This is a genomic window from Paenibacillus sp. EPM92, assembly GCF_016586185.1.
Lineage (GTDB): Bacteria > Bacillota > Bacilli > Paenibacillales > NBRC-103111 > Paenibacillus_G > Paenibacillus_G validus.
This window is the reverse complement of the sequence record NZ_BCPS01000004.1, coordinates 32,446-54,250: the sequence shown is the minus strand read 5'-3', so window position 1 is coordinate 54,250 and position 21,805 is coordinate 32,446. Positions and strand designations below refer to the sequence as shown.

At 43.3% G+C, this 21,805-nt stretch carries 19 protein-coding genes; all 19 read left to right on the top strand.

Features of this window, described 5'->3' with window-relative positions:
* Positions 1 to 1,327 (top strand): stalk domain-containing protein (locus JMF85_RS00405; protein ID WP_201317576.1); only part of this gene is annotated, 1,327 nt, incomplete at its 5' end.
* A gap of 455 nt (positions 1,328 to 1,782) precedes the next feature.
* The gene (locus JMF85_RS00400; RefSeq protein ID WP_201317575.1) at positions 1,783 to 6,735 is read left to right on the top strand and encodes a hypothetical protein; all 4,953 of its coding nucleotides are present in this window, start codon (positions 1,783 to 1,785) and stop codon (positions 6,733 to 6,735) included.
* A gap of 169 nt (positions 6,736 to 6,904) precedes the next feature.
* Positions 6,905 to 7,258, top strand: coding sequence for a hypothetical protein (locus JMF85_RS00395; protein WP_201317574.1), 354 nt, complete (start codon positions 6,905 to 6,907; stop codon positions 7,256 to 7,258).
* A gap of 657 nt (positions 7,259 to 7,915) precedes the next feature.
* Entirely contained in the window at positions 7,916 to 8,851 is a 936-nt protein-coding gene (locus JMF85_RS00390; protein ID WP_201317573.1) for a hypothetical protein, read from the top strand.
* Positions 8,838 to 9,896 (top strand): DNA adenine methylase, encoded by a 1,059-nt coding sequence (locus JMF85_RS00385; protein ID WP_201317572.1) that lies wholly within the window; start codon positions 8,838 to 8,840, stop codon positions 9,894 to 9,896. The genes JMF85_RS00390 and JMF85_RS00385 overlap by 14 nt, the downstream gene beginning before the upstream one ends.
* Before the next feature lie 1,486 nt (positions 9,897 to 11,382).
* On the top strand, positions 11,383 to 11,553 hold the full coding sequence (locus tag JMF85_RS00380) for a hypothetical protein (protein WP_201317571.1): 171 nt from the start codon (positions 11,383 to 11,385) through the stop codon (positions 11,551 to 11,553).
* 75 nt (positions 11,554 to 11,628) lie between these two features.
* Positions 11,629 to 11,835, top strand: coding sequence for a DUF5348 domain-containing protein (locus tag JMF85_RS28590; protein ID WP_201317577.1), 207 nt, complete (start codon positions 11,629 to 11,631; stop codon positions 11,833 to 11,835).
* 20 nt (positions 11,836 to 11,855) lie between these two features.
* Entirely contained in the window at positions 11,856 to 12,374 is a 519-nt protein-coding gene (locus JMF85_RS00370) for a hypothetical protein (protein WP_201317570.1), read from the top strand.
* A 39-nt stretch (positions 12,375 to 12,413) separates the two neighbouring features.
* Positions 12,414 to 13,100, top strand: coding sequence for a hypothetical protein (locus JMF85_RS00365; RefSeq protein WP_201317569.1), 687 nt, complete (start codon positions 12,414 to 12,416; stop codon positions 13,098 to 13,100).
* On the top strand, positions 13,069 to 13,860 hold the full coding sequence (locus tag JMF85_RS00360) for an HNH endonuclease (RefSeq protein ID WP_201317568.1): 792 nt from the start codon (positions 13,069 to 13,071) through the stop codon (positions 13,858 to 13,860). Before JMF85_RS00365 ends, JMF85_RS00360 begins: the two co-directional genes overlap by 32 nt.
* Positions 13,861 to 15,496: 1,636 nt before the next feature.
* Positions 15,497 to 15,946: a hypothetical protein gene (locus JMF85_RS00355; protein WP_201317567.1), complete on the top strand. Its 450-nt coding sequence runs from the start codon at positions 15,497 to 15,499 to the stop codon at positions 15,944 to 15,946.
* Between the two features lie 17 nt (positions 15,947 to 15,963).
* Complete coding sequence (locus tag JMF85_RS00350) at positions 15,964 to 16,740, top strand: hypothetical protein (RefSeq protein WP_201317566.1); 777 nt, start codon at positions 15,964 to 15,966, stop codon at positions 16,738 to 16,740.
* Positions 16,721 to 17,431, top strand: a complete 711-nt coding sequence (locus JMF85_RS00345; RefSeq protein ID WP_201317565.1) for a hypothetical protein — start codon at positions 16,721 to 16,723, stop codon at positions 17,429 to 17,431. The genes JMF85_RS00350 and JMF85_RS00345 overlap by 20 nt, the downstream gene beginning before the upstream one ends.
* Positions 17,432 to 18,214: 783 nt before the next feature.
* The gene (locus tag JMF85_RS00340; protein ID WP_201317564.1) at positions 18,215 to 18,511 is read left to right on the top strand and encodes a hypothetical protein; all 297 of its coding nucleotides are present in this window, start codon (positions 18,215 to 18,217) and stop codon (positions 18,509 to 18,511) included.
* Between the two features lie 29 nt (positions 18,512 to 18,540).
* Complete coding sequence (locus JMF85_RS00335) at positions 18,541 to 19,395, top strand: hypothetical protein (RefSeq protein WP_201317563.1); 855 nt, start codon at positions 18,541 to 18,543, stop codon at positions 19,393 to 19,395.
* 257 nt (positions 19,396 to 19,652) lie between these two features.
* On the top strand, positions 19,653 to 20,609 hold the full coding sequence (locus tag JMF85_RS00330; RefSeq protein WP_201317562.1) for an amidoligase family protein: 957 nt from the start codon (positions 19,653 to 19,655) through the stop codon (positions 20,607 to 20,609).
* 28 nt (positions 20,610 to 20,637) lie between these two features.
* The gene (locus JMF85_RS00325; RefSeq protein ID WP_201317561.1) at positions 20,638 to 21,126 is read left to right on the top strand and encodes a gamma-glutamylcyclotransferase family protein; all 489 of its coding nucleotides are present in this window, start codon (positions 20,638 to 20,640) and stop codon (positions 21,124 to 21,126) included.
* An 81-nt stretch (positions 21,127 to 21,207) separates the two neighbouring features.
* On the top strand, positions 21,208 to 21,480 hold the full coding sequence (locus tag JMF85_RS00320; RefSeq protein WP_201317560.1) for a hypothetical protein: 273 nt from the start codon (positions 21,208 to 21,210) through the stop codon (positions 21,478 to 21,480).
* A gap of 93 nt (positions 21,481 to 21,573) precedes the next feature.
* Positions 21,574 to 21,765 carry a hypothetical protein gene (locus tag JMF85_RS00315; protein ID WP_201317559.1) on the top strand — a complete coding sequence of 64 codons (192 nt, stop codon included), beginning with the start codon at positions 21,574 to 21,576 and terminating at the stop codon, positions 21,763 to 21,765.
* Positions 21,766 to 21,805: the final 40 nt, after the last annotated feature.

Here is a 21,805-nt window from a genome sequence, read left to right as displayed (position 1 = left end):
TTTACGGTTATCCATTGAAGCTTTAAATGAAATCGGATGGAGTAAGGAGACCCTGAAAGCTTTATCCGAAAAGTTGCAATCCATAGATGACCGATTAACTAGTGATAATGATTATAGGTTCACATTTGGATTGGGTGATGCTATATCTGAAGCTAAGTTTTCGATTGCGAAACATGGTGTCGGGAATGGTTTGATGAATTTGATGGATAAAGGTAATTCAATCAACGACACCTTACAAAGTATCGAGGCAAAAATGAAAATGACCGCTAATGAAAATATTGCTCTCCAGCCGCCAGTTCATAAAAAAGCTGAGGTGCATATCGCTTCCGTATCCAAGGATGAAGTCACCGTAGTCATCAATGGTCAAGTGCAATCCTTCTCGCAGCCTGCAGTCACCATAAACGGCAGCACACTGGTTCCCCTTCGAGCAATTTTTGAAAAGCTAGGTGCGAAGATTTCGTGGTCTGAAGAGACCCGTACAGTCATCGCTACCAAGGGCACCACTACGGTCATCCTGACTTTGAACAGCGACCAAGCCTTAATCAACGGTAAACCAGTAAAATTGACCGCCAAGGCACAGTCCATTAACGGCAATACAATGGTTCCGCTCCGCTTCGTGAGCGAGGCACTTGGCGCGGCGGTAAAATGGGATGGGGCAACTCGAGCAGCATACATCGACAGTGCGGGAACTTCCGCTGAAGTCCAGTCCCAGGTTGCCAACGGAATCAAGGTGAAGTACGGCAAGCACACCTACGGTAGCCGCAGTCAGAGCGAATATGATACCGTAATTCGTATTGTTGAAGAAGCCCTCAAGGGGTATGATGAATCGAATTTTGGCGGTAGTGATCACGAATATTATCTTGAGTACCTTGACGGAGCTAGATGGTCAGGCAATAAGAAGGATCGATCTGCTCGTAATATCGGACTATATTATGCCGAAGCTCAGTTAGGGGATTTGGTTAAAGCAGGGGTTTCTAAGGAAGAGATTATTAAAGTAAGGACTCTGGCTACAATTGCTTATGATTTAAAAGAAGGAGCCACCGACCCGCGAGATGGTTCTCCAAGATCGGCATATGATGCCCTTGCAGCATCGCCGCGCATAACCGATTGCGACAGTGATGCTCAGGTGTTTTCCCTTGTTTACGATATGATGGGATATAATACCGCAATTATTGCTGGTAATAATCATGCGGAAGTCCTAATCCAGATTGAAGGAAAATGGTATGAATGCGTAGCAGGGACATTCCGAATAGTGGATGTATCGAAGGCTTTGGAGAACGGCTCATATATTTACTCTCTACCTACCGATGGATCTACCCTTAAGTAATATTCAGCGATATCGTGACGATGTCTTAGCCGACATCGTCTTTTTAATTCCTCAAGTATTGATTCGGAGATGGTTCAACTTTTGCACCTTAAAACAAAGAAGAAATACAGTTTGTAAGGGATAGGAATATCTAATATTCAGAAGAACAAACAACGGACTTGGTAAACTGTTAAAGCAAGAGCGTATTCCAACCCTAAGATCTCACATGGGGTATCACTCCCTAATTTCTGATGTTTCCCGATCTGCCCTATTCATTCCGCAAAGGTGATGTGGCTTACAACACAGATAATATCAAGACGATGTCCACCCGACACCGTCTTTTTCTATTCCTCGATATTCCCTGCGGAGTTCATTCACGTTTTCGATCTGAATCCCCATCCATTTTACAACTAGCAGGAAGTTGGAATGCCATCCATCAAGGTATCTCAAGCAATTAATTGAGGAGGAGAAAACGCATGAGGAAGTTATCTATCATCATGGCTTCACTAGCACTAAGTTTTTCGCTGTTCTCGGCATCAGCCTTCGCCGCTGAGCCACCGACAGAAGGAGCAGCCAATCCCACTCCGACCAGCCAGTCCAGTCTACCCACTCAACCCGAGCAGTTGACGGACAACAGTCAGCGAGTGATAACGGACGGTCTGTATGTAGACATCTACTACCCGACCGACCAGAGCAGCACCTACATCCCCGAGTTCACCCTAGATCTTTGGGATGTCCAGACCAACAGCAAGATCAGTTCTGCCACAGGTAATAGCCAGAATTTCGCCAACGGCAAGTACAGCATGATCTTCAATCATCCGGGGTATAAGCTCGGAGACGAACTTGCCTTAATCCTTAGAAAGACGGACAGCATCATTGAGCAGCTGGACTTCAATGGCATCCATCTCAAGCCGAACACCCACCATAAGTTTACCATCGACCAGTTCACTTATTACGAGGGCGACAACGACGAACAATCTTTCCAAGACCTGACCGCAACCAAGCTCCACCCGCTGACAGCATCTATGGTAACCGACCCGAAGATGATCGGTCTTTCCCTACAATCGGAGTCCGGTACACCATTAAAGGGGAGAGAGGTCGAGATTAAGCTCCAAGAGGGTAAAGGTTCCCTCAAGGCGACATCCGACGATAATGGGTTGATCTGGCTCGACACCGACAAGTTGACATGGAAGTTCCTCGTATCTGCAAAGGGGTTAATGGCTGTAGATGGTTCTAACGGTAAAGTTGAGATCGAGTTACCGGCAACAGACATCACCAACACACAGAAGTCGACCACCATCCTGCCAGTCGCCTTTAAATCAGCAGAACAATCCGCTGTAGACAGCAAGATTTCAGTATCCCTCTCGACCGTTGCCAACTCAGACCTGAGTAAAGCATGGTCAGAGTTCTACCTTACCCTTACAGATGCAAATGGGGTCTCAAGCACTCACGCTCTTAATCTTGAAAGCACCACCATCCAAGGTCTAGCTGACGGTCAGTACAAGCTTGAGATGACCGCCAAGTACACCGACATCACGCTCGAATCGGATGCCTTTTCTGTCCAAGGGGGTATCGGGGGCTTCAAGGGCACGATCGAGCCGAAACATGTCCTCGAAATCAGTAAGGATGGCAAGCCTTACAGCTTCTCAGTAATCAACGTCCATAGCGTTGCTGACAAGCAGTACAAGGGAACAAACCCACAGATATTCGCCGTAACGCCAGGCGAGTCCTTCATGATCAAGGACAATGATACAGGAAGAGTTGAGACCGTAGCCATCGATGCCAACTCCCCGACCACCCGACTCATCTTGGGAGCAGGAGTCGTATTCGGTGGCTCAGCAAGCACACCGCATACCGGCGATCCAATAGTCTATTTGGTAATCTTACTTGGGGTGGCAATACTGCTTTCATTATTCTTTGGGGTGATGTACTTGAACAGTAAGAGTAAGAAGACAAGCAAAAAATCGGCACCTACAACAAAGTTGATGAGTCTATTATTAGCATTCACACTCGTAGCTTCCCTTTTCTCGACAATTGCACCAACATTAGCTTCAGCCGCTGGCTCCGATGCGAACGTAGGAGGAACTGGACCCGCAACAGGTAATGCAACTTCAAGGACTCCTGCAGGATCATTCCAAGTCAGCGACAAGATTGCCGTACTTCAGTTCGGTTTCATTCCAAACAAGGTAAAGTCCAATGGCGAGATGGTCTTATCCGCTCCTGCAGGGGTATCCGATCTCGAAGATCCCTTCAAGTTTGACTATGAGAGACTCATGTTCTACATGGCACCAAGCCAGGTATCGGACACCTTATGGAGAAAGCAACGTTCGGGCTTAATCACCTTTGAGCGTGGTCAAGGGGTAAGAACGCTTTACGGCAGTAACCCACTCTACCCAGGCATCCAAGCGGAAAACAGCCGAGACGACCTGATGAAGCGCACCTTAGAGTATGCTGACCTTACCAGAAGTAATTCGGATAGCGATATTAACTACTTCAAGGAGGTTATTGCAGATGTTCTTTTCAACATAGACCCGAATGACCCGAACAGGTCGTTATCGGGTGAAGGTAACGATGTGGTAATTGGAGACTCCCTAAAATCGATGATCGAAGATTACATTTCCAAGCGTAAAGATGACAGTGAGATCGATGCCCAAATTATCGGCTCATTGATGTTCTCGGGGTATCTCGACTTAATTAAATTCAAAGGTGTCCTTGCGGGAGCCGAGTATACTGCTTTTGAACAGATGATGCGCGACAAGTTCAAGAAAGGCGAACTGATCTTCTTCGCCCAAACGATAATCGGTATCTCCGTTCAAAATGGAGGTAATCCACAAGCCAGAGATTACGCCTTTATGCCGATGCATGATGCAACGGACTGGTATCTCAATACCCGTCAATCGGCTCGTCCGACCGACAAAGTCGTGCAGGGGTTGACCGCAAACAAAGAGTTCGAAGCTGTCTCCCTCGGCGGAGCAACCTCGGCAGATCAAGGTTCCCTGTCACCGTACAAGGAAAACGGAAATATCCCATTCTCGTTCCGCACCTATGCGCGAGATTACTACGCCCGCACCCTCAAGCCGGTAACCGACAGCGTACCGATGTCATCGGACTATAAAGTAAACGGATTCGGCGGTTGGGGATTCCAACCATGGGGATACGGTGATGGCGAGACAGGCAATAAACCTACAATTACAGCTGATCTTAACGTTACTGTGGTCGACAAAGTCGGTAATCCTACCAATGAATCATTTACAGTACCGATCAACGGTTGGGTTGAAGAAAGCGAGAAGTATTTGGATGAATTGGAGTCTAATGATGATACGGTTATCATTGGGGGTATGTCGGTCGAACATGATGGGAAGACCTACGATCTTGTCCCTAACGAGAATGCGACCTTCACGCTTGTTGATATCAAGGATGAAGAGAATATCAATAAGTTGCAGTTAACGAAAGATGTTATTGGTGAAGATGGAGTCATCCCTGTTCCTGTTGATAGTAATTCGAGTACATGGGAAATCCGTTTGGGGTATGATACTCCTTTGCCGCTTGAAATGAACAAGTATTTGGGTGGAGACGCATCTTCGGGATCATCTTCGATTGAAAACAAATACGAAGGCACTGGTAAATTCTCGAATGCCCAAGTTACTCTGTTTGTTCAAGCGAGAGAAGATGATCCGAACAATGAGAAGGTCGAGACCAACCTTGAAGTCCCGCAATGGCGACTGTCGAAGTATTGGAATGATATCTCGCCATCGGCTAAAACACCAGCTACATTTAACCTGAGTCTTCCGATTGAGACGTTTCGTAATCCGAGTATCTCGCCTACAGGGGTAACCTTTAGCTTGCTCAATCCTGATTTGAGCAAAGCGCCTTGGGCGATCAGCCGAGCAAAACTGTTCGATGACACACCATATCGCAGCTTCTCGCCGTATAACACGTCAGCCAAGTTCAACCTTGCCGGAGATTTGTTGGCTATCAAGGACAACGGCTCGATCAGCAATAATAAATTTGCATCATGGGTAAACAACATCGCCCTATTCGATAACCGTATCGAAAGTACCAGTAAGGGTTCCCCAGACGGTCAAGCTACGGTAACGAAAGACTTCTTGCTCCAATATGGGGTAAAAAGCGGCGTTGATCCATTCCGTTACACCGAGGACAAGCGAGTTCCGGTAGGCTCGAGTTGCAATGAGTTCGGTTGTTGGACAATTTGGGGTTGGGAGCCACGCACTGCTAACGCTACAAGCAATTACAAAACAGCCGACTACGATACGAGCATTCGTTTCGATAATTATCTCTCGAAAGATAGCGCCGCGCCGAAGACAATTGAAAATGCTTCGGAGTCAGTCAACGGCAAGTATTGGGAGACCAATCAAAGCAATGACACCTTGAATGTCAATCCAGAAGTTCTGATGGCATATGATGATCAGTCAGGCAACACGAGTGTCGCTTTTGTTGCTGGTGATAAGCTTCGTCCGATCAAGCCTGTCTCGTACAACGTAGCACAATTCGTCAATGTCGATGTACTACCGACCGTAACGGGCATGTCGGTAGCGACTGATTCGAATGCTAAGCAATTAGCGAAGAGTTTGAATGCCGCTGATAAAGAGGTTCTGTACAAGGGTAGCGCGGTAACCACCAACTTCGAGGTTAAGGGGCAACTCGAACTGAAGACATTCGCCTTGGACATTGGTAACAATGCTTTTAAGTCCGATTGGAATCCAAGCAACTCCTATTCGACCGATGCCATCAATGAAGCTTTCCTTTCCAAGTATGCATCCAAGGACGAGACAACTGGTAAGTGGGGGGCGACTCTGGACGCTGATGGTAAGCTGGTGATTGACGGTAAAGAGTATGGTGGCAAGCAAGGAAAAGTTGTAGCCGAGCAGTCCGATGAATCGGTGAAAACATACCTGTTGGAAGTGCGCGGCGGTAAGTTAATCGGGGTCAATGACAATCGCAACTTGGACAGCCTGCCATCCGAGTTGAAGGAAGCCCTCACTCGTATGCATATCCTCAGTGATGACAACGTCTTTAATGTATTTGAGCGTGGCACTGGAGCTAAGCTGGGCGAGGATATCGTAGCGACTCTTGGTAATATGGTAAGAGGTTCGAACGATCTGACAGTCGGCAAGGGGTTCTACAACGAGGACTCTACGAGCTTGGTCGTCAGAGAGTACATCACAACTTTCGACTTGCCATCCTACATGACAGCCGACAAGCTCCCGATGGAAATTCCAGGTCTGGAAGTTCAGATGGACAAAAACCAGTTGTTCTCTAAAGGGGCACTCGGCAATACTTTGCTCCAATACAAGGTCGGTAAAGCTGAAATGATTGCCGATTCCTCGAAGGGCGAATTCGGCGTGAAGAAGTCCACACAATACGTAGTCGGTAACGCATCGGTGCTTGATTCCTTCTCCAGCCAGTAATGCTTCTTAAGGGGTTGCATTAAGGCTTTGGTATTGAATCGGATATAGCTTTCCTGAAAAGAAGGTGTCGTAAAAATCGGCACCTTCTTTTCTTGCGATGATGTTTCAATGTACGGTATAGTACGACACAACCAATTTTTCAGGTATTTCATCAAAAGGGGTTGATGTCATGTCCAGTATAACTGAATCCGATCTACACACTCGCTTCCCTTGGTCGAAGCCGGTGATTCCGAGTCTAACCGACCAAGAAAAGTTGGATGGGTATTTTACTGACCCGCCACCTTGGGACTTCGACGAATCAGTTATGAAGTTGATCGAGCAAATGTTCTTGGAGATCGAGTTCATGTTTGCCGAGAAGCATGCTCCGGTCGAAATTGCCATCTACGGTATGCAAGAGTTGTTTGGCGAGCTTCAAGTCGAAATGTACAGTCCTCACGTTGAGGTTTATGGAATCGTGCGGAAGTACACTAGGTTTTCAAGAGTACTATTTGTACCTACCGATAATAGCGAAATGGGGTTATAGGGAAGTGCTGCGGCACTTCTTTTTCTTATGATGACATAAATTCACTTTATGCACCTAAAAATTAAGCCAATTCACTTAAGAAGGAAGAAGTCTGAACAATTTTGAACATAAACAATCAGCAACATTTTTCTTCGGTTACTGCAGATCAATCAGACGATTGATGAAATGGGTGATTATCTGAGTGCGTCCCTCCAGTTTGCTCCAACAGTCGTCATTCGCTAATCATCCGACATTGAAATTTCCCACTCGGACCACAAAGACCTCAAACCAAGGTATTTGTTCTTGTCTTTGGTTCGAGCCTGTTTGAATGAGTGAGGCTTTATGATCTGGGATGTTGCTCGAATCAACAAGTCGGTATATCTCGCTCAGATGGATTTGCATAGGTTCATCTTTTGGAGTTGATAGAAGAAGAGCCTGTTTTTAAATCAGGAGGCTGTTGCAGATCTGGTAACGGTCTTTTTGTGTTTAAAGGGGTTACAGATATTTTGAATATGGTCATTGCGTTCAGAAGAATGGTCTTTTCCATTTGGATAGGGGTATTTATTCACCAACAAGGCTTGGTTTGCTTCGAGAGGGCTTGATTTTTCAACTTACTGATCTGCGGTAAGAGATTGCTTATTCCTCTATGTAATCACAAAAACCAAGGAGGAATTAGCAATGACAAACAATCTGGAAAATCAAGCAAACAATCTGGAAAATCAAGCAAACGAACAGGAGAAGCACCCATCCCTCGCCATCGCCAATAAGTCACCAGTTAGCTTCGCTTACAAAGATCTGCTTAAGCGTCCGCCGCATGTATTGGCTAGTGAGGCAGAGCTTACCAGTTACAAGGAGATGTTTGATCTGTTCTTCGATGTTGAGATCGTATTTGGTATCAGCCTGAACCATAATCACCCGAGTGGAGTTTTTGTAGGGGTTCTTTATGTAAAAGACGCTCCTGTTGAACGTTCCGAGGCATTCCTAATTCATGAGGCGAAGAAAGATCCGAAGATGGTGAATCAATTGATCGATAGACTGGCGCCAATTACCTTAGGAGCCCACGAAGATATAATCAGTTGTGTCCTTGCCTACATGATCGAATTACAAAAGCGGAGAGATTACAAAGTTCTGGACGAGGAAGTCCTAGACGAGTTGCTTTCGAGTACACTGGGAACCAATTCAGCTTTGAAGCGATTCCAAAGCTTAGAGCAAGCGATGATTGCTGAACCGGAATACTTCGCTTCAATGCAGTTACAAAATTACGATGCTGATAAGCATCATGGTATTCTGTTGGACACCCTGCAATTAAAGAAAAAGTACGGAGATCATGCGGTTGGGGTTCATCGTGAATTGTTGATTAATCTGTTTTGTGGGGGAGAGGACGATTCGGTTAACCGCCAAGCGAATAACCCTACCTTGAACCTCATCCTAGACGGTTGGAAAAAGGCAAATAAGTTGATCAAGCGCACCGAGGAGAAGCGCTTGAACGAGAAGATTACTGGGCTAAACGAAAATAACAAATTTGACCGCTTCTACGTGGTAAAAAGCGAGAAGCTGTATAAAGCATGGGATGAGTACATGAAGGAGGAGGGACTCGAGAATGGTAATCGCTAATATCGCTTTGTGTGGGGGTATGGATATTTTGGAGGGGCTTCTTGCCCCTCCATTCAACCCCAATAATCATCCGATTTCTTGGAATGCCTTAAATAGAGGCAAGATCTTCTCAATAATCAGCTACACCGGCGGGAAACATTCTCTTGTGCCTTTTTTAGTACCACTTATTGAATGGGCGGGTCGAGAGTATAACCTCGACACATTCATCACCGCTACAGGCGGAGCCTGCAGGGTGTTGACGAACTTAGATCCAAATAGGTCGATTTACCAGCGTAGAGTATTCTCAGATCTCGACTACTCTGTTGCTTGCCTTTTCCATGTCCTAAGAGACGAGATTCAGACTAAGCAGCTGATGCGTCTCTTACACGGGAGGAGTTACACCGAGTACGTATTTAAGGCAGCTCAAAAAGCACGAGTTGCTGATGATGCCTTAGTACGCAAAGGTAGCTTTGACGAGCTATCAGACCCAATTATTGCAGCTTCGAATATGTATATCACCGCAAAGATGAGCTACGCAGCCAACCTTAAGTCGTTTAACTGGAAATTAGCGGTAGAGCGTAGAAAAAGGTATTACGAAGAAATCTTAGAGTTACCCAAGTTCAATCACATCCTAAAGGGGTTGCAAGCCTTTCGGATGGATTGTAACGAATTAATCCACGAGGTCGAGAACAGACAGAATGGTTATGATCCTAAGCGTACTCTGATTTATTGCGATTGTCCGTACGTAGTTGAAGAGTGTCTGACGAAAAAGCATTATTCCTACTCTTGGTCAGAGCAAGAGCATCTTTGTTTCCGAGGGGGAATTGAGAATTGCCAGTCTCGCGTAATCATCTGTGGTTATCAAAGCCCTACCTACGATTATTTAATCGAGAAGTACCCTAATCGCTGGCACAAGGTATTCCTAATGAGTAAGCACGTTTCTTCGGCAAACAGTAAAAATTTGGATGCGAAGTTTAAAGACGAATATATTTACTGCAACTTTCCGTTTTCACCCGAGATGCACGCCCTGATCGTTGCTGAACGTATGAAGCGGCAGAAGAAATGATGTAGGGTTCGAAGCCCTTTGAGAGTTTCCAATCACAGTAAAGAGGGTTTATGAACGATGATCCCCAATTCGGTTCTTTTTTCTCCCGAGTTGGGGTCTTTTATTTTGATAACTACTCGACCTATGGGTTAACTAAGCATCGCATAAAGCACACTCTGGAGGACGTCAGCATGATCAGAGAATCTACAATCATCTAATAAAGAACACAACTGCAGGTATTCACGGACTCGCAATAACAGCTTATAGTCGCAATCCTGTCCAAGCAGGGGGTAAAAGCACACATTAGCGGTAGATCCCCTTGTTTTGTCGAAGTGCATGTAGATATTTGTCGAAAAATGAAGGTTAAGATTTGCCATCAGGAGTACGCTCAGCTCGCATTTGCGTAATCGGCAAATTTACATAAAAAAATTGGGATTGCTCTCCCGTTTCAACACGGCTTGAACACCGTCCTCCTAATGGCTTCAGGCTGTCATAGGGCTACCCCGCCCTGTATAGCGGCACAAATCGGCAAACAGGCGGCTCATATCGCTCGTTCTCTTGTCGGCTCAGGTTAATTGTCAGCGCTGGCTTCATCCTGCTTGATTTTAAAGGGTTCGATCCTGTTCTTTCCAAGGCAGTTGGCTTCAATCGGTGGATGGAAGATCAAGGTTCAACTGGCTCAAGCATCTCTGCAGCTTTTAGAACGAAAGCAGCGGTTTTATAAAAACACCTAAAAGTTCGTTGAAGTCCTCCAGGGCGATTTGGTAATGGATGAGACGCTAATTTTCGATCTTAGTGACAGCATGTTGTCACTAATCCCCTGTTAAAACACACTTCTCGCCAATACAGTACCCGACAGTTCACGATACATGACTTTAGTAGGTTCTTAAAACACACTTCTCCAAGTAGGGGTTGCCTTGGAGCGTAATTTTGATTGACATTTCGTAATGAATCGGGATGTCTTAAGTAGAGATTGCCGACTCAAGGAGTAAGCTGGTCGATCAGCAGAACGAAGATGATCCTAACTGTTTAAGACGAACTGAATTTTGAGAGTTAACCACAAGTGAACTGATACTGAATTGACCGTCACAGGCTAAACTCCCATTTTTTCCTTCATGGTAGCCGCCCCCTTTTCTCGGTCGGCTTCGCTGCCTCAAGGGGTTCCCGCTCTGTTCGCTTCTTGTTCGTCTTTCGCTCGCCTTTCGCTCTTCCCTCCATATTTGCCCTCTGCTCTCCGTTCTCCGCTTAGGGCTATTGTCCCATCACTCTGCCCCGTAAAATCGTACTCAGGCGGCGTACGGCTTGTCTCGCTCGGTGGTCGCTTCTCGGTCGATGGTCGGTCGCCTAAGGGCTTGTTGGGGATGAAAAAAGTTCTGTAAAATTGTCAAAATAAACTGTTAATTCGCTTGACTAAAAGGGCTATCAGAGCTATTATAGACACAACCTAAATAACATATATTTACTTTTTAGGTATAAAAATATAATTATTACGGGGAGGATGATTGCAATGGGAATGGAGTTTTTGAAGCTATTGACTTTTATCATTATGATTCCAAGCTTTAACCTGCTTCTGGTTGGAATGGACGAAGAGGCTCCAAGACTTCGCAGAATGGGTGCTGGCGTTGGTCTGATTTCGATGGCAGGGTTCCTTGGTATTATGACAATCTTGTTTTGTTGATTGCTAGAGTAATCAATGACCTGCTTAAAAACACACTCGGATGAGAGGAGGTGAGTTTTTGAAAAGTAATGCAACCTGTGTTTCGATACCGACAAAGACTGTTGGTATATCGAAGAAGATGGTAGTCGCTTCGATCTTCATTGTGGGTATAGCTTTCAATTAACAATCGGTGGCGTTCCAATGCCTTGTTCCCTTGAGTTGGATTCCGATTGGTATGTCATCATGAGGGGTGTTCGCTTCTATCTCAGGAAAAAAGACAAATACCCAATTTGGAAGTATTGAACTGTAGGAGGGTTTCCAAAATGAAGGTTGGTTATATTCAGGCGAGACGTATCAAGGATATTGAAGTTTTTCAAGTAACAGCGAACGTGGACAAGATTGCTGTCGATCTGCTTGATGAATCCGACAAGTCCAATTCTGAGGGCGAGGTATTCGCGAAGTTGTTGTCCGAGATATCTGCGGGAGACGTGATCGTGCTTCAGGGGTTGAGCAATCTCCCATACAATGACGTATCCGAATTATGCTCGTTTCTCGGTAGTATGAAAGAAATGGCTGTTGAAGTACAACTGATTGACGAAAGTGACGGTCAACCGCTATTGAGTGATGAGGGGTTTGAGGCACTTAGCTACTTACAAGGATACATTCAGCAAAAAGATAGCCAGAAGAAAAAGATTGGTCGCCCTGCGAAGAAATTCGCGGATAACTTCTATGAGGTCTACCTCGAATATCGTAATAAGAACATTAAGGCTGATAGTGCCGCCAGCAAGTTGAAGCTAAATAAGCCGAAGTTTTACGAGCTGGTCAGGCTGTTTGAATCCTAAGAGATAGAGCCTTTTAGAGTGGGAAGGGAGATGTTAGGGGTGATAAGTTTTTCAATAAATAAGACTGACGAAGAAGTATTCGATGCAACTAGGGTTGCACTAGGCTCTCAAAAAGGAAAGTACTCATCTCGAGGTAAGGAATGGCAGAGTGAAGTCATTTTCGCTTACCTCGAAGGAAGAGTTGCTGGTGATTATGTCAATGTTGAAGGGTTTGCAGTAAGGTGTGAGGAAAATACGAACTTCGCAAAATGGAGTCGTGAAGATAATTTTATTGATAATGCTGAGTGGCAACGAGGATTTAAAGGGGTTACAGATACATCTCATTACTCTGGTTCGACACGACAGGAGAAGAATGAAGTTGATAATTTGATCGACAAACTTGTTCAAGATGAGGAGGAGGAAGCAGCAATTGCTGAGTTCGAAGAATTGTACGATGAAGTAGCAGTCGAGCATGGCGTAAACCTTAAAACCCTAATAAAAAAGGCACTCCAAACGGGATATGCTAGATACATTAATCGAGTGAGCGAAATTGTTAAGGAGTACGGGAAGGAGGGGCTTATGGAGTTTATCCTTCGGAACGAGAAGCTCTGTAATGTATTAGAACTGAAGGATGAGGAAGCTCCAAATATAACCTTTGAAGGAGGTGAGCAAATCGAAGTCGGATATGCGAACTTAGGAAGGAAATATTTCATTCATGCTGGTGAGAGAATTAAGCAAGTGGTTTGAAAATAAGATAAAAGGTGGAGATGGAATGAATATTCTAGAGACAATCAAGGTTCCTCGCATTGAGGATCGGGAAGTTAGGGAACATTGGCGTAAAGACTGGACTCCGGTATTAGATGAAGAGAGTATCGTAATTGAATCCAAAGACGGGTTTTCTGAAAAACAGGAAGCTCTTGTGTTACTGGGTAAGCGTAAGACAAGGTTGATGAATAGAGTTTATAACACTCATTTTGACGAATACGAAATATTTGTTAATTATGCTGACGGTAAAGTTTATTACTTTGATAATAGAAAATATAGGAAGGTTATCGATGATAATAAAATCTATTTGGTTGATCATTTAACAGGGGAAACAAAAATGGTATATGACGGGGAGTTCTTTTACCCGACCAAAACTGTGTGGTTGATGGAAAGCAGCCCAAGATTAAGTAGAACACATCGTCTTGGAATTGAATGGAGAGCCAATGCTTTTAGAGGAGATCCTATCTATATTAAGGATCATCAATTAATCGCGGTATTATATTTTGGTCAAGATGCACTAGATGCAGTTGAAGAAGACCATACTTTGGTTATTAACCATCGAAATTTAAACAAGCATGATAATCGTCCTGAAAACTTAGAACTGTGCACTGTTGAGGAGAATAAAGAGCATTATTGGGTCATGAAGCCTATTTTAGATGAGAAGAAAGCTGAGTTCTCTCGTCTTGTTGTGAGAGTACTTCAACAGATTTTTGGAGCTGGAGTTCAACCGATAGAAGTTTGAGTAACCTACAGGTGAATTGGGGTTAAGGTAATGATTGGAGAGACAACCTAAAGCGTGGTATCAGAATAATTGATACTGCGCTTTATTTATTGAGCGATGCCTTAGATTTTGCTTAACTTCATGTCAAATTCGGCTATTTCGGATTCGGACAAGGTCAATAATGGCATCATCGTCCAGATCGAATCGTCAAATGTTAGTCACGATTATGTTAATTTTGCCGTACTTTAGCTTTATTTGATTGATTATCCGTATCAGGTTATCGACACATACAGGATCAAATGCTAACCCTCTGTTGTTCGAGGTAACAGTGAAAAAGCAGGTTAACATGACTCCCATCAAAATCCAAAAACATAGTGAAGCCGTTGTACATATTGATTTACCTCTGTTTCCGGCTTCAGGGTTCCGATCTGCTTTTCTGCTCTTTATTTTAACCCGAGATCCGGCAAGAAATCAGCCTATCGCTATTAATAGAATCTAATCTCAGTAATTTTCCGCAGTTATCCAATCCCGCAGTGATACTTTAATTGTGAGATCAATCTATATTGTCATTTTCTTCATTTAATAATGAGAGTACGGATGGGAGTGTAGGTATCGCTTAATTCATATGCAGTAATTATTTCAGCTGAGTGGGGGATGAGGGGTCTATGCGGTTCAAGCATGAACAGCTTAGTTTAGAGGAACGGAAGGAGCTCTTTTAGTAGGCACTCAATATTTTTATATCGCTGTTCAACTTTCTATATAACATCATTCAATCTTCGTTAGAAATCACTCAACTTTCTTTATAACGTTACTCGATGTTTTTTATAATGCACTCAACATTTGTTATAACGCACTCAATGTTTTTATCAAACTCTAAGTCATGCCAAATTATTGCTGTAGTTTTGATTCGTACAATCCAATCACTTTTAGAACGCTACACGATGTTTTTAGCACCCTACTCAATGTTTTTATAAGCCACTCAATATTTTTATAAAAGTGAAAGCATAATCAAATTATTACCTCAGTTCTGCTCTGTAAACAGAGTGTTTTATAAACCGTTGTCTTTCCGGTATCTCCACCTTGAGTATTCCCCACCAAGATTGGGGTATGAGCGCTGACCATAGTAAACGATGCATCTCCTCGATTATGAAAATTATCTTTGCTTTCCTTAACTATACCTGCAGATCGATATTATACAGACAGACTTTATTATCTTCGAGAGATAGGGAGTAAGTACACATCAGCCTGATCTTGTTGTTTCATTCCTACTTCCTCAAGTACCCTTTCTTCATTCAATCATCTCTATTAAGATTTCAATCCTCAATAGTTTGCGAAATTCCCCGAGTAACATTATTAATCTTAATCGGCACATGACTTTGATTTAGGCAGCTTGAAGCTGAGTAACTTTATATTACTTAGGCTTCGGCTACTTGTATTATATTTTTTGCCCATTCTGTTTTTGGTGATTTTCGCTTACCACTTCTAGGGATTTTCGGAAGTTGCAAAAAGACCCAAAGCCTAAAAATCGGTCAAAGTGAACCATATTTCTAAGTAGGGGGTTGAAACAAGGTTTTACAGTCAAATTATGTTCATTTTCAACGACTTTATTTGTTTGAATTCAAGCTTTGCATAATAATTTCAGAGGGAGAGATCACTCGTGACCACTATGAAAACACAGATTGCTACTAACCTAGATACTTTAAATGATGGAGTAGCTCAAATTAGGAATAAGTTTGATTCATCGAGTTTGACGAATGAAGAACGGCAAGTATTTCTTTTAAAGCTATCAATCGTCAAAATGATATTCGATTTTTTAAAAGTAATGAAAGATACCTCTGAGAAACAAGCAGCTTTGATTACTCTTTGTATGCGCGGCGGTAGATGCACAAGTAAGGATATGCGTGAATTAGATTTTCGAACGTTGGATCACATGCGTTACTTGCGTAGCCAGATGGAGACTTTGTTGGAAGCTACCGTTTTGAATACCGATAAAGTGAATCGTTTGTTTGAAACGAATTCTCTTGCTGAGGTGATGGAGATAAAAAATTGGTATGTAATGAACGTTCTGCAAAATAAGCAGTTGTTATGTTTCATTGCTCAAAATTAATCGAAGGGGGTATCAGCATGGCACACAAACCAAATATCTTTCGAGAAGTAATAAATACTCGGGAAGTCATTATTGAGCAATTAAGAAGAGCCAATCCAAAGGAATATGATCTGGTAAAGCGGAAGCTTGATGCCATAGATGAACTGCTTCGAGACTTGAGATCACTTCACTGGATCAAGCATAAGAAAGCAAATGAACGTCTTGATTACTATTTGAAACATGCCGACTTGAATTGTAGAACTACAGCTGCCCATTATGAAGTCGAAAATATCAATGTAATTGAACAGACAGTCAAGTACGCTTCGGACAAGATTAGACCTTCAGTGGATAGGGCAATAAGTTGTATTACGGAGGCTAAAGATTTTGAAACCATTGATGAGGCTATGGAAGCCTACCGAGAGAGTGCAACCCATCCGGGGACATATGGTTATTTTTTACCAGGGACTTCTCTATATTTACCTGCATCCAAGTATGATCCGAGTTTAAGTTTAAAGGATTGCAGGAAAGAGTTAGCTCGTCTTGGCGTCTATGCTCATTTTGTAGAGTATGTTCTAACCCAAGAATGTAATTCAACCAAGCTTGCCCATATTTTATCTTTGCTAAGTACACGAAACGGGAAGAAGATGGATCGTGAGGCAGTGAAGATGTTCTTTAGTGGTGAGTTTACTCTGCAGGGTCAGCACACGATAACCGATCAATTAAATCGGCTATATGAATGGCTCGAAGAACAGAATCCGTATCGGAGTGTAAATCAGCTTGAGGAGGCTGAATTGGATGCCGGTAATGCGGATTAAGGGTTTATTGGATTACCGTTTCCCTAAGCATGACGAGGTTTATTTCCTTGAAGGGGTTACTTTCGAGCCTTTAGCTCCCGATCAAATGCTTCAGTTGGCATCGCTCCCCTACCGAGACGATCTCTTTCTTCGGCTGGCGTATTCTGTTTCTTATCCCTCACTTCGTCATTATGCTGATGAGGGCTGCCTTGATCTAATCAAGCATCTTCAGCAAGATGCCAGTATTGAGACGAGTTTGGTTTCTGAAGTCCCGATTCGCAGCCTGATCATCCTAACCAATCTGAAATCGCCGCTCTATTATGTGCGGGAAATGAAATGGCACAAGGGGACTGATTTCCTTGGAAGTTTTGGGATATACACGATCCACTCCAAGCTAGGCTTCAGCGGCGAATTAATGCAGAGAGTAACGACTCAAATTGTCCAGTATAGTTCGGAATCCTGCAATACTTTCGAACGATTGTTGATCGGGTTGATTCAGCCTGATAACAGTTGGCAGGTGGTGCTAGTAAATATTGGGGTCTTTCCTGTTAATATAGGAAAGGGAAGTAGTACAATCACGGTAACGATAAGGGTTTATGATCCAACAGTTTTCGCCAAAATGGTCATTGGCGAGCTGAATCCGAATGATATTCCCTGCCAGGAGCTAAAGTCGATAACGAAAGTAGCGGGGAGTTTACAGCACTTCAAGTAGTCGGGATTTTGCTTCAACATGCCGATTACCGAAAAGAATGCTCTACATTGCAGTTCAAGTGATCATGGGTCTGAATGGATGCCGATACAAATCGAAATGGACAGCTATCGTTATTATATTGAGATTTTCGTTCGGGGTCAGAGATTGTCCGATGGTTCAAGATCTTAAGAGATAATTTTTAGTATTACAATGGAATGACTTAAGTAAGGAGTTCTTGCTTTTGTCTATTTCCATTCACTCCCTCTCTCCCTTGCCTACTCTTACTTAACACGTATGAGTAGGTCTTTTTTATTTGATCAATCTATAGAACAAGGGCGCAAGGCACATTGGGGGCGTAGAGTTTGTAAAATAAGCAGATATTATAAGCTAAAGTGAAGTACCGCCGAACAATTTCTTGAGTTATTAAATCGAACGAGGATACTTTATCGGATTCGTGATTATTAAAAGCTGTATTCTTACATAATATTTGAGCCTTCTTGATCTCGGTTCATCAGCAGTGATTACGCCTATCTGGTATTCTGCTCATTATTCGGGACTTATTCGTTGATACAGGTAAATGTCCGAAATAATTATAGGTTTACACAAAGTGCCTTCCCTCGTTATGGGGTAATGGCACTTTTTTTCTTCTAGGATGACCAGATATTAAGCCGAATGAGATCCAGCTGTAAAATCTCTAGCAGTTTTTTGGGTTTATGGATTCCGATTCACTTTTTCGATTGGTAAATACAGAAAATTTACGGTTAGTGTAACAGAATTCTTTATTCAAACGAGGAGGAAGTCCGTATGCGTAAATTCTTTTCTAAAGCAGTTGTAGGGGTAATGTACAGTTCGAAAACTTGGAGTCTGTATAAGACGGGAGTTTGGATGATGAAGTCGATGATGTTGTTTGCAGGGGTGCTCATTGTTTATGCGGGGGTCTTGCTAGGGATGCTTTTCTCGGGTATGCAGTTGCCTGAACAGTTCTACAGCCCTTCACTATTCGCTTCAATTACGGTGTCAGTTGTGACGTTTACTTTTTACCGTTCGCTCAGCTTTAGACCTGAGCAAAAAGTATGGCAGACATACCTGCTAAGGAAGTAAGTTATTAATTTTGGAGAGGATGTGATGTCATGAAGCGAAAGATTACACTGTTAATTATGTTAGTCATGGTCTTATCGATGTGCTTCGGAGCAGTCGGGGTATTCGCAGCTGGGGAGGACGAATCGGGCGTTAGAACAATCATGATCCCACCAAGTGATAAGAAGTACATGGCGGAAGTTTGGTCTAAAATGGGTGAAAACGGCGAGTATCTGGAGATGGAGTTTAAAGAAAACTCCAGAAACGATAATACTGATACTCGGCTGTTAGAGTATGATGATCAAAGCGGAAGTATTGAGTTCAAAATTGAGAATTTCCGTTCTGCAACTGAAAAGTCGCGGTCGAGAGCATTAGCGACTTTTGTCACCGAACTTCAAGATTCTGCTGTATCTGGACAGACTCAGAAGAATATAATGGATACGATGAATGCAATGGATAAAGATGTATCACTATTGCTCCTTCCAATTGTCATGCAAGCAACATCGGCGGATGTATATACAGCTATGAAGTGGGTTGCCCCTCTTTTATCAATTGTTCGAGTGATCCTTGGAGTTGGAGCAGTACTTATAACAATTTTTCTAGTCGGCTCAACTGTACTAGATATGGCGTTCATAGGCTTGCCTTTTGCTAGGAACTGGATGGATGACAGGGCAAGTGAGAATGGGAATCAGAAGCCCAAATTTGTTACTAATGAAGCACTATCAGCTGTTAAACAAACGGAAGCATCATTAGACAGTAGTGGTGGATATAAAAATGCGTATCTAATATATTTCAAGCTGAGGATAGTTACTTATATTATTCTCTCGATCTGCTTGCTCTACTTAGTCCTTGGAGAGATTGGCGGTTTGATTGCTTGGTTGTTAAAACTCGGCAGCGGCGTTGTATAGAGCTCAGTAATCCAGTTTTCGGGTGGAACTAAATAGAATGTTTGTGTAACCGCCTTGGTATCAGGGCGGTTTTATTTTGTTCATTTCACCCGAGTACCATTTCTTCGACCCGTTCTCACCCCTACTCTTTCAGATTTTCCTCAATTTCCACAGATATTTTTTCAAAATCCCCCTGAGAAAGCTAAAAAATTGCACAAGAAACATGAGATTTTTTACTACATACATGCACGAAATATCTAGGAAAGGAGCATCGAAATGTGCCAGTCGATCACTCGAATCAAACCTTTGGCGTTGAGATTGAGTTCACACGCATTCAACGGCATTTTGCCGCTAGAGTCATCGCAGATTTCTTTGATACCTCCCCAACTCCGAGAATAATGTGGGGTTATGAGGTGTATGACATTCAAGATCGTTCAGGACGGACTTGGAAAGTCCTTCGAGACGCTTCAATTGAGCCTGAGAGGCTGAGTGGAAGTGATGTTGTCACTGGAGACGACGAGTACCAGTGTGAATTAGTCACTCCAGTATTGAACTATGCCGATCTACCAATGCTTCAAGATTTGATTAGAGAATTACGCACGGCGGGGGCTTCACCTAATAAAAGTTGCGGACTCCACGTTCATGTTGGTGCAGATGGCTTTACGCCAAACCAGTTGCGTATCTTGTGTAATATCGTCTTTGCCAAGCAAGATTTGCTGTTCAAAGCAGTTCGGGTCAAGAGTGATCGCCAGCGGTATTGCCAAAGCCTTTCCGCTGATTTCATTCAGAGGTTAAACAAGAAGAAACCGAAGACCATGACTGCACTTTCGGATATTTGGTATTTCGGGGTAAGAGGAGCTAGAAATGACAGATATAACGAAAGCCGGTATAGAGTTCTCAATTTACATCAACTCCTCTCAAACCGCTTGAAAACAATTGAGTTTAGGATATTTAACAGCACGATGCATGCCGGTAAGGTTAAGACCTACGTCCAGTTGAGTCTGCTCATTGTTACCCAAGCCCTGAATCAGAGAAAGGCTACCAGTCGGGTGACTGTGCCAAGTAATTTTAATGACAAATATAGCTTGCGCGTATGGATTCTCAGAATGCAAGGTTCGGGGTCGGAGTTCAAAACCATGCGGTATCACTTGTTAAAACCGCTATCTGGCGATTCTGCTTTCCGAGATCCATCGAGACGTGAGGAGCAAGAACCTGCTTTAGCGGAAGTAACATAGTCTTATATTTCTGGAAGGGATGTAGAAAATGCAGAGGAAGCTCTATGCAGCCTATGGTTCAAATCTTCACATTCATCAAATGAAGGCGAGATGTCCAGATGCTTACGTTATTGGCCATGGTTATATTTATGATTTTGAATTAGAATTCCGAAGTGTCGCCAATATCAAACAAAGTCCAGGTCAAAACGTACCTATTGTCCTTTGGAGTATTTCAAAAATGGACGAAGTCGCTCTGGATCGCTATGAGGGGGTCTCAAGCGGTTTATATCGGAAAGAGACGCTCGAGGTGCATTTGGAATTAGGGGAAAAAGGTTCGAGCCAACAAACTAAAAAGATATTCGCGATGGTTTATTTGATGAATGTTGATGAATCAAGACCCCTAGCAGCACCAAGTCCTTATTACTATGAAATTATACGGGATGGCTACATGCATCACGGACTTCCATTCAGTCCCCTCGCTGTTGCAGCGATCTTGTCGGGAGCCAGTTACATTGATGAGGGCGTAGATCAGGATTAAGAATTGCTGAAAATTTCGCACATTAAAAGTCTAGCGATGACTTTCTATTATGGTCAGTAGCTTTGAAAGGAGTTTTTATGAATGGAACTTTCAGTTGTAATGACCCAAGGGGTTAAGGAAATCGGATGTCAAAATTGGGATTTAGCAATTGCTCTTATTTTTCAATTATATCGGCAGCGTGAAGAGTTCATCGTTTTCAAAAATATGGGTAACAACACAGTTGTTACGGACGGGAATGATAATCACTTGGTGACCGTTGACAATAAGCATCTCTTTTCCGAAGATGTATGGGCGATATACGGTGACGATGGAAAAATGAAAAATTATACCATCTTACTCCCGAGGGAGTACTGATTGTTCGACTTGTCGAATTATGTTGAATAAATGGAACTTATTCGATATGTGATTCAGAGTAGCGTTTTTCAATAATTCATGGGGGTAAGGCTATTGGAGAAGCTAAAGGTTCGCTTGGTAGGTGAGAATGGTAACATCTTCAATCTGCTTGGCATTGCTTCAAGAGCATTAAAGGATGCTGGACTCGATGGTCAGGCAAAAGAAATGAAGGACAGGGTTTTGTCCGAAGCACGTAGTTACGACGAAGCACTGCGGATTATCATGGTTTATGTAGAGGTCGAATAGCTTGACTCGTTTGTAATAGTTGTAATCCTTCGGGGTTGCA